This window comes from Heyndrickxia acidiproducens DSM 23148 (assembly GCF_000374345.1).
In the GTDB taxonomy this organism is placed as follows: Bacteria; Bacillota; Bacilli; order Bacillales; family Bacillaceae_C; genus Weizmannia; species Weizmannia acidiproducens.
In genome coordinates, this window is the sequence record NZ_KB894049.1 from 1 (window position 1) to 8,719 (window position 8,719).

The 8,719-nt window shown below is 44.3% G+C and carries 8 protein-coding genes; 7 read left to right on the forward strand and 1 reads right to left on the reverse strand.

The window, feature by feature from the left end; genetic code table 11:
* From dhaK to C232_RS0117510, 4 genes are all read left to right on the forward strand, one after another.
* A partial coding sequence (gene dhaK, locus C232_RS0117495) for a dihydroxyacetone kinase subunit DhaK (RefSeq protein ID WP_018665408.1) occupies positions 1-978 on the forward strand: 978 nt, incomplete at its 5' end.
* 18 nt (positions 979-996) lie between these two features.
* A complete protein-coding gene (gene dhaL / locus C232_RS0117500; protein ID WP_018665291.1) occupies positions 997-1,587 on the forward strand; it encodes a dihydroxyacetone kinase subunit DhaL in 591 nt (196 codons plus the stop codon).
* Positions 1,580-1,957 (forward strand): dihydroxyacetone kinase phosphoryl donor subunit DhaM, encoded by a 378-nt coding sequence (gene dhaM / locus C232_RS0117505; protein ID WP_018665409.1) that lies wholly within the window; start codon positions 1,580-1,582, stop codon positions 1,955-1,957. The genes dhaL and dhaM overlap by 8 nt, the downstream gene beginning before the upstream one ends.
* Positions 1,958-2,030: 73 nt before the next feature.
* On the forward strand, positions 2,031-3,185 hold the full coding sequence (locus C232_RS0117510) for an iron-containing alcohol dehydrogenase (protein WP_018665410.1): 1,155 nt from the start codon (positions 2,031-2,033) through the stop codon (positions 3,183-3,185).
* 291 nt (positions 3,186-3,476) lie between these two features.
* Here C232_RS0117510 and C232_RS0117515 read toward each other — a convergent pair whose 3' ends face one another.
* The gene (locus C232_RS0117515; protein WP_018665411.1) at positions 3,477-4,385 is read right to left on the reverse strand and encodes a superoxide dismutase; all 909 of its coding nucleotides are present in this window, start codon (positions 4,383-4,385) and stop codon (positions 3,477-3,479) included.
* 321 nt (positions 4,386-4,706) lie between these two features.
* On the opposite strand from C232_RS0117515, the gene C232_RS0117520 reads away from it, so the two are divergent.
* The 3 genes from C232_RS0117520 to C232_RS19670 all read left to right on the forward strand — a co-directional run.
* A complete protein-coding gene (locus tag C232_RS0117520; RefSeq protein ID WP_018665412.1) occupies positions 4,707-6,035 on the forward strand; it encodes a radical SAM/SPASM domain-containing protein in 1,329 nt (442 codons plus the stop codon).
* A 330-nt stretch (positions 6,036-6,365) separates the two neighbouring features.
* Complete coding sequence (locus tag C232_RS0117530) at positions 6,366-7,433, forward strand: Ldh family oxidoreductase (RefSeq protein ID WP_018665413.1); 1,068 nt, start codon at positions 6,366-6,368, stop codon at positions 7,431-7,433.
* 1,109 nt (positions 7,434-8,542) lie between these two features.
* On the forward strand, positions 8,543-8,719 hold a 177-nt coding region (locus C232_RS19670; RefSeq protein WP_018665100.1), incomplete at its 3' end, for an IS110 family transposase.

The window sequence follows — 8,719 nt, forward strand, 5'->3', positions numbered from 1 at the left end:
AATGACCCGAAAAATGTGCTTGATGAAATGCTGCAAGGCTTTGTGTATGCAAATGAAGACAAGGTCGGACGGATTGAAGGAACCGGCGTCATCTACCGCAAGTTTACAGACGAAGGCAAGGTCGGGCTGGTAAGTGGCGGAGGCAGCGGGCATGAACCGAGCCATGCCGGTTTTGTAGGAAAAGGGATGCTGAGTGCGGCTGTCTGCGGGGAAGTATTTACTTCGCCAACGCCGGACCAGATTTTTGAAGCGATAAAAAAAGCGGACCAGGGTGCCGGCGTATTTTTAATTGTGAAGAATTACACGGGTGATGTGATGAATTTTGAAATGGCCGAGGAACTGGCTGAAATGGAGGATATCAAAGTCGAAAAAGTAATTGTTGATGATGATATCGCCGTGGAAGACAGCACCTATACAGCTGGAAAACGCGGAGTTGCAGGAACTGTGCTTGTCCATAAAATGCTCGGGGCCGCGGCTGCATCCGGCTATTCTCTGGAAGACATCAAAACATTGGCAGACCGCTTAGTGCCGGCTATCAAAACGATTGGTGTCGCGATTTCCCCGGCAACCGTTCCGGAAGTCGGCAAACCGGGTTTCGAATTGGGGGCGGATGAAATGGAATACGGCGTCGGGATCCACGGCGAACCGGGTTACCGGCGCGAAAAAATCAAGCCGTCAAAAGAAATTGCGAATGAACTGGTTACCCAGCTGAAAAAGGCATTTAATTGGCAAAAAGGCGACCACTATGCTTGCCTTGTCAACGGGCTGGGTGCAACACCGCTGATGGAACAATATATTTTTATCCATGATGTGCAGGCCTTACTGGAAAAAGAGGGGCTGGTTGTCGATTTTAAAAAAGCCGGCAATTTGATGACATCCATTGATATGGCGGGCCTCTCACTGACCCTTTTAAAATTGGAAGACGAGTCTTGGGCGGACTATTTAAAACAGCCTGTAGAAACGCCGGCATGGGTGTAAAAAGGAGAAGTGATCGAGATGTTAACAGTAGATACAGCTGTTGATTGGCTGAAAACATTTGCGGCCCAAGTGGAAGAACAGAAAGCGTATTTGAGCGATTTGGATTCCGCAATCGGGGACGGCGACCATGGGAGTAATATGGCGCGCGGCACGAAAGCGATGGCGGACAAACTGGAGGAGGGCGGTTTTAAAACCGTCCAGGATGTGTTTAAAACCGCTGCGATGGCGCTGTTGAGCAAAATCGGCGGCGCATCCGGACCGCTTTACGGGTCGGCGTTGATCGCAATGGCCAAACAAGCCGGTGAAACGGAAACAGATGTAGCGGGGATCGTAAAAGCAGGCCTTGCCGGCATCCAAAAACGCGGGAAAGCAGCGCAGGGCGAAAAAACAATGGTCGATGTCTGGATCCCGGTCTGCGAAGCGCTCGAAGCAGGGACTTTAACAAAAGAAGTCATTCAAAGCGCCGTGGCCGCAACAAAGGACATGAAAGCGACCAAGGGCCGGGCCTCTTATCTCGGCGAACGCTCTGTCGGCCACCTGGATCCGGGCGCTGTATCGAGCGGTTATTTATTTGAAGCACTACTGGAAGGCGGGGTTCTTCATGCATAAAAAGACTTATGGCATTGTCATCGTTTCCCATATTCCGGAATTGGCAGCAGGGGTTGCCCGTTTACTGGGCGAAGCAGCCAAGGATGTTTCGATTACGTATGCGGGCGGAACGGATGAGGGTGAAGTTGGCACCAGCTTTGATAAAATCTCGGCAGCGATTGCGGAAAACGAAGCCGATGATCTATTCGGCTTTTACGACCTCGGCAGCGCGAAAATGAACTTGGAAATGGCCATGGAAACATCGGACAAAAACTGCCGGCTCATGGATGCTGCCCTTGTGGAAGGCGCCTATACCGCCGCCGCACTGATTCAGGCTGATGCAGATGTGGAGGCTGTTCTTGCGCAGCTGGAGCCATTAAAGGTGAAATAGTGAAGGGACAGGGCAGCCATTTTGCACACTCCTTTTTTGAGAGACATGAATAAACCAAACTGGAGGTTATGACATGTACGACTTTTTTATGCCGAATGTAAACTATTTTGGCCGCGGTGCCGTAAAAGTAACCGGGGAACGTTGTAAAATTCTTGGCGCCAAAAAAGCTTTAATTGTAACGGATCGATTTTTAAGCAAATTAGATGGCGGTCCGGTAGAAAAAGTCATCGCAACATTAAAGGAAACGATGATTGATTATGTGATTTATGACGGAGTTGAACCCAATCCAAAAGATACGAATGTAGTAGATGGACTAAAGGTGTATCAAGAAAATCATTGTAACCTCATTTTAACCGTTGGGGGCGGCAGTGCACATGACTGCGGGAAGGGAATTGGTATTGCTGCCACCCATGAAGGAGATTTATACGAGAACTATGCCGGAATTGAAAAATTAACACATCCTCTGCCTCCTATTGTTGCTGTAAATACAACCGCAGGAACAGCAAGTGAAGTGACACGCCACTGTGTGCTAACGAATACGAAGAAAAAGATCAAATTTGTTATTGTTAGCTGGAGGAACACACCGTTAGTATCTATTAATGATCCGGAATTAATGGTAGGAAAACCAGCAGGCTTAACTGCAGCAACGGGAATGGATGCCTTAACTCATGCGGTTGAAGCCTATGTATCACTTGGTGCAAATCCAGTAACAGATGCCCAGGCCGTTCAAGCGATTCAATTGATATCAGAAAATTTGCGCCAGGCAGTAGCTTACGGTAAAAATATTGAAGCGCGTGAAAATATGGCAAGTGCTTCTTTATTGGCTGGAATGGCATTTAATAACGCTGGTTTAGGTTACGTTCACGCAATGGCCCATCAATTAGGCGGTTTATATGACATTCCGCATGGAGTTGCAAACGCCGTATTGTTACCGCATGTTGAAAAGTTTAATCTTATCTCGAATCCCCGTAAATTTGCTGATATTGCTAAATTTATGGGTGAAAATATCGCAGGGCTTTCCATTCGTGACGCAGCTGATAAAGCCATTGATGCGATTAGAAAGCTATCTGAAGACATCCATATTCCTTCTAATCTGCGAGAATTAGCTGTGAAGGAGAAAGACTTCGAATTAATGGCGAAATTGGCCCTTGAAGATGGGAATGCGTTTAGCAACCCGATTCAAGGAAATACGCAAGATATAATTGAGCTCTTTAAAGCGGCTTACTAAAAAACGATTTTGATCGTGAAAGAAATTCAAATATTTTCTTTTTTGATGGCAAAAAAATCGCGGTAAGACGTGAATTGTGGTCATGCCTTACCGTTTTTTTCTCTAACTGAAGTTTCCCATACTATTAGAGCATTTTCCTACATTACCCTAAAAACTACTCGGCTTCATGGGATCAAAAACGCTGGTCAAACACAAGTAGGGATTCATTTTCTTGAAACGTGAGCTTAATGGATAATTGCATGTTGAATCTCCCTCAAAAAAGCCTGTATGCAGATGAATCATCCCTTTGATTTAAAAAGGCTGCCACTTTAATTTCACTGCTTCTTTGAAACGATTTTCCACCTCTTGCCAATTGACAACATGCCACCAATTTTCGACGTATTTCTTTCTTTCATTTTTGTATTGGAGGTAGTAGGCGTGTTCCCACACATCAAGAACAAGGAGCGGTACGACATCCCATTGGCTGAGATTTTGATGTTTTTCAGCCTGCAGAATTTCAAGCCGCCTTGCACGTGGAGACCAGACCAATATGGCCCATCCGACACCTTCCACCTGATTTGCTGCCTCTGAAAAATGTTTTTTAAAATGAGCAAAGCCACCGAACGTTTGCCGGATTTTTCTCTCTAAATCTCCCTTCGGCTCCCCTCCGCCATTGGGGCTCATTATATTCCAAAAAAGGGTGTGCAAATAATGGCCGGCACCATGGAAGGCAGCTTCTCTTTCCCAATGCTTAATGAGCCCAAAGTTATTGGTTGCCTGGGCTTTTTGCATTTCTTTTTCTGCTCTGTTTAAACCATCCACATAGCTTTGATGATGTTTATCATGATGGAGCCTCATTATTTCACGCGCGATATAGGGTTCCAATGCATCATAAGCGTATGGAAGCGGCGGAAGGGTATGCCCGCCGATTGGCACCACATCCTGCAGGGCTGCTGCACCGCCATTTCCATCCGGCTTGGCAGCACTGCTTTTTCCCAAAAAAGAATTGAATTGCATATACAATTTGTTCGCCCGGTTGTAAATATCCGCATCCTGCAATGGTTCTTCGGTTGAAAGAAATTTTTGAAATTCGCGGAGACTTTCCTGCCATTCATCCAACCTTTCTTTCCGGACGTTTTCCCGCAATACATCTTCAGATTTATGAAAAGCCTTTGCGATCTCTTCACTCCACTGTTTTAATGACGCTCGATATTCTGACAATGAAGGCCCTCCCTAATATTAGTCGTTCATAATATATGCCGGATATCGGAAAGGTTGAATGTCTTTCAATCATACCCAAGCAATCGCCACGGAGCTTATTGGCAAGAAAAGGTTGCTGATTGCGCATGGGCGGAACCGCTTGAGCTTTTCATATCGGGATCGTTTTGATAAATGGAGATTGTTTTTTCATCAAATTGTTAGAAAAGGAGCGTGTAAAGGAGCAGAATGGATATTGCTATTTTTTTATAAAAGAAATATCATTAGCCTTGGTATATGTTGGTAAGCGGGAAGTATTCATATAGAAAGAAGGTTCATCACATTTTGGACACGCATTATGTTCCATCAAGATTTAATGTATTATCCCGTACGGATGATCATGGCATGATTTTATACAATAGTTATACAGGAGCCATTGTCAGTTTTTCAGAAGACGAAAAGGCTGAAGTCATGGATTGCCTGAAAAGGGCCGGGATTACGGAATTGGATTCGGATGTTAAAAAGTCTTTATATGATCATGGTTTTATCGTTCCCGGCCATGTGGATCAAAAACGGAGGGCATTGTTCCTGCACGAATCCATGCACCGAACAGATATGATGCACCTGATTCTGTTGGTAACGGAAGCCTGCAATTTTCGCTGTACATACTGTTATGAAAAATTTGAGCGCGGGAAAATGAAACCTGAGGTTGTTAATGGCGTAAAAGCACTCGTAAAAGACAGGGCCGGCACATTGTCAAACCTGCATATCAGTTGGTTCGGCGGTGAACCGCTGTTGCAAATGCCTTTAATTGAGGAACTGTCCCATACGTTTTTATCCATTGCCCAGGAAAACCAGATTCAGTACTCTGCCGATGTTGTCACAAATGGCTATTTTTTAACAAAAGAAACATTTGAAAAATTGCTTTCCTGGAATGTCCGGCAGTTCATGGTGACCATTGACGGTGTCGGTAAAATGCATGACCGGACCCGGCATCTGGCTGGCGGCGGCGGTACTTTTGATCAAATTATCGAAAACCTGAGGGCGGTAAAAGAATGTAGTGCGGATTTTGATTTCACGATCCGCGTGAATTTCGACCAGGAAAATATAAAGGAAGTCAGCAATCTGATTGCCTGCTTAAAAGACCACTTTGCACATGATAAACGCTTTGGCCTCTTTTTCCATCCGGTGGGCAGATGGGGAGGGGAACATGATGATGAACTCCCGATTTGCAACCATATTATTTCCAATCAAAAAATTTGGGAATTTACCGAAGAAGCTGTCGATGAAGGGCTTGGCATGAGTTCTCTCATATCAGGATCCATGATGCCGACTGCTTCCGTCTGCTATGCAGCCAAACCAAATTCATTTGTGATCGGTGCTGACGGACAATTGTATAAATGTACGACCTGCCTTGATGAAGAGATCAATAAAGTGGGCAAACTCCATGAAGATGGCAGCTTAGCGATTGATTTTGACAAACTGGCCACATGGGTAACATCAGGGGAAGAAACCGACTCCGGCTGCCAGTCATGTTTTTTCCGGCCGGCATGCCAGGGAAACCACTGCCCGTACTACCGGATGTTAACCGGAGAAAAACCTTGTCCATACGAAAAGAAAAATATTAGAAAAGTATTATCTCTGATTTGGAAAGACAGTTTACAAGAGACATAATACCGTGTTCCGGCAAGATCCGTCTGATTCATCTGAAGCGGTGAAAGGGGGTGAGAAAGAATGAAAGTGATTCGTCCTGCAAAATCTCCTGTTGAAAAAGCTGCATCCGGCAGAATTATGAAATCCATACCGGGGAACTTAAAATAAGTTGGTTCCCGGTCTCAATGGATGCATTTTTCGTATAGTTTATGCGGTAAATGTTCAAATGCAAAAAAGAAACCTGTTACAGCAGAATCTATGTCTGGCAGGTTTCTTTTTTATAATTTTGTAGTTCAAACAGGATTTTAAACACATAAGAATGGATAGTGGGATTTCGAGGGGGGGTTATGCATGAAAGCCTACAGTGCAAAAGACTTAAAAAATTTTTGTATAGATGTTCTGAAAGCGGTTGGTATGGGTGAGGGCGATGCATCAATTGTCTCAGATTCTTTAATAAAGGCCAACCTGGATGGTGTAGACAGCCATGGCATCAGCAGGCTGCCAATCTATGTAAAACGTTTTTGCGATCACAGAATCAATATACATCCCCACCTGAAAACAGAAGAAAAAACTCCGTCTGTTCTTTTAGTGGACGGGGATAATGGGCTCGGCCATATCGTTTGCTATCATGCGATTAAAAAAGCGGTTAAGATGGCAAAAGCAAGCGGAATTACAGCAATCGCCATCAAAAACAGTAACCATTTTGGAACGGTCTCTTATTTTTGTGAACTGGCATGTGACCATCATCTTGCGTGTATCGGCTTTACAAATTCACCCCCGGGGATTGCACCTTGGGGAGGAAAAGAAGCTTTCTTTGGAACAAATCCGGTAGCGTTCGGGTTCCCCACAGGAAATGATCAGCCTGTAATCATCGATTTATCGACCAGTATTACAGCGAGGGGAAAAATTATTGCAGCAGCCAAGCAAGGAAGCAAAATCCCGGACGGCTGGGCCATGGATGAAGATGGAAACCCGACAAATGACCCGAATGCAGCTTTAAAAGGGGCGGTTTTACCAATGGGCGGTGCAAAGGGAGCCGCGTTGGCACTCGCTGTGGAAATTTTATCCGGAGTCCTGACAGGCGCAGCATTTGGCCCACATGTCAAAAGCATTTACGATGAACATGAATCCGGATATGCGAATGTCGGCCATTTTTTCATTTTAATGGATATAGAAAAGTTCATGAGTTTGAAGCAATTTTTGACGATGATGCAGCGCCTTTTAGAAGAAATGAAAGCTGTCCCGAAATCCACCGCGAGCCAAGAAATCCGATACCCGGGAGAAAGAAAATTCAAAGAAAGAAAGCACAGATTAGCAGCAGGTATTCCATTACCGGCTAACGTTGAGGAAGAACTCATTGCTGTGGCAAGACAGTTTCAAGTTCATTTTCCGCAGCCAATTGATCAGGGGGCGGAATAAAGATTTTGCTCTTCTCAAATCATGATTGGCCTGGTTAGATATAGGAAGTGGGCAAGTGAGGAATGATGAACAAATATAGCGGCTAACTCAGGATTTCATGGCCAAAGCCGGGAATGAACGCCAATTCGGGGTTGAAAAGTGGGAGAGATAGCTTTCTTTAAGGGGGATGAACGCTATTTTAAGATGGAAAATGGAGCGAGATAGCGTTCATAAGGGGGATGAACGTTATCACGGGATTGGAAATTGAACGAGATGGCGTTCATAAAGGGGATGAACGTTGTCACAGGATGGAAAATTGAGCGAGATGGCGTTCATAGGGGGAATGAACGCTATCATAGGATGGAAAATTGAACGAGATGGCGTTCATAGGGGGGATGAACGCCATCACAGGGTGGAAAATTGAGCGAGATAGCGTTTATAGGGGGAATGAACGCTTTTAGTCAGGCCGAACGCGCTAACTCTTTCGCCTTTTGCCTGTGGAACTCAATATTTTGTTTTTGTGCTTCCGACCCCATTGCAGTAGGGTCAAGTTGTTTAAGCCGGTGTGAACGCTTGTCTTTTAGTGCAAATAGAAAAATCCATTCCCATCCCCATACTGGCTTTTATCTGCTGGTCACTTATCTGTCGTAGAAATAAACAGTGACTTTATAGGTGAAGCCTTTAGTTTTAATTGACCGAATTCTGAAATGGAATTTCGTACAAAGCTTCAAAACGGATTAGGGTATAAATCAGAGTCAATTTTCTAGAGTTTGTAAATAGTCCTCAGATCAGAATAATTTTAAATATCCTCCGGTAAAGTATTTTAATGGCTTAAAATTCACACTTCCCGATTCAAAAAGTATCTGCAATTTTTTATTTTAGCCCCAACTATGTTTTTTGAATCCCCCTCAATGAATATTACGTAAAATTAGATCATCACAATTGTAAATCATCAGTTTGAATACATTGTGATGAAGTATTACAAGTAATGACCTAAAATATAATCTGTAAGGAGCATTCCTGTTAGAAGGATTTTCGGGGACTTGAATAAAAAGAGCCCTCTTGGTATGATGCGGGGTGTCAAATCTGCAAGAATTGACCCCTAATTTGTAACCAAGGAGGACTCCATAATGGATTTTAAACAAAATCAGAAAATTAATCAAGTCACCGAACAAACACTTGTGGTGGGAATCGATATTGCCAAGCGGACACACTACGCTTGCTTTGTAGATGACCGCGGACGAGTGCTCCATAATTCATTTTCTGTGTCCCAAGCAAGAAATGGATTTGAACTGTTCTATCAACGC

Coding starts and splice junctions, on each gene's coding strand:
- dhaL (WP_018665291.1), top strand. CDS start 997: ATGTTAACAGTAGATACAGCTGTTGATTGGCTGAAAACATTTGCGGCC.
- dhaM (WP_018665409.1), top strand. CDS start 1,580: ATGCATAAAAAGACTTATGGCATTGTCATCGTTTCCCATATTCCGGAA.
- C232_RS0117510 (WP_018665410.1), top strand. CDS start 2,031: ATGTACGACTTTTTTATGCCGAATGTAAACTATTTTGGCCGCGGTGCC.
- C232_RS0117530 (WP_018665413.1), top strand. CDS start 6,366: ATGAAAGCCTACAGTGCAAAAGACTTAAAAAATTTTTGTATAGATGTT.